This window comes from Mycobacterium sp. E2238 (genome assembly GCF_001672665.1).
Lineage (GTDB): Bacteria > Actinomycetota > Actinomycetes > Mycobacteriales > Mycobacteriaceae > Mycobacterium.
Genome location: NZ_LZKF01000058.1, coordinates 1 through 818, shown reverse-complemented (window position 1 = coordinate 818; position 818 = coordinate 1). Strand labels below are relative to the sequence as shown.

1 protein-coding gene is annotated in these 818 nt (G+C 64.3%); it reads left to right on the top strand.

Annotation, left to right across the window (positions count from 1 at the left end; translation table 11 throughout):
- Positions 1–818 (top strand): glycosyltransferase (locus tag A5711_RS04605; RefSeq protein WP_067944468.1); only part of this gene is annotated, 818 nt, incomplete at both ends.

The window sequence follows — 818 nt, the reverse complement described above, 5'->3', positions numbered from 1 at the left end:
TCGTCCCTGATCTCGGTTGGGGCCGGGGCCGATTTGCTCTTCACGGGCCAGCTCTACCAGGACCTGGCGATCAACGTGGCGGATTACTACGGCATTCCGATGGCCACGCTGCATTACATCCCGATGCGGCCGAACGGGCAGCTGATTCCGATGCTGCCGGGGCCGATGGTTCGCACCGGAATGGCGGTGTACGACTGGGTGTGCTGGCGCATGAACAAGAGGGCCGAGGACCGCCAGCGCCGTGAACTCGGCTTGCCCACGGCCACGGTTGCCTCGCCGCGACGGATCGCAGAACGCGAATCGCTGGAAATCCAGGCGTACGACTCAGTCTGCTTCCCCGGCCTGGCGGCCGAATGGGCGAAATGGGGCGGCCAGCGTCCTTTCGTTGGATCGCTGACGATGGAGCTGCCCACCGATACCGACGACGAGGTGTTGTCGTGGATCGCCGCGGGAACACCGCCGATTTGCTTCGGTTCGGGAAGCATACCGCTCGAATCCCCCTCCGCCACAGTCGAAATGATTAGCTCGGCGTGCGCGAACCTCGGCGAGCGGGCCCTCCTGTGTTTCGGCGGAACTGATTTCAGCGACGTGCCGCATTTCGACCACGTCAAGGTCGTGGGCGTGGTGAACTACGCGTCCGTCTTTCCGGCCTGCCGCGCGGTCGTTCATCACGGGGGCTCAGGCACCACTGCCGCAAGCCTGCGTGCAGGCATACCCACCTTGATTCTGTGGAGCTCGGCCGACCAGCCGTACTGGGGCAATCAGATCAAGCGCCTCAAGGTGGGAACCGCCCGACGCTTCTCGGAGACCACCGAGAA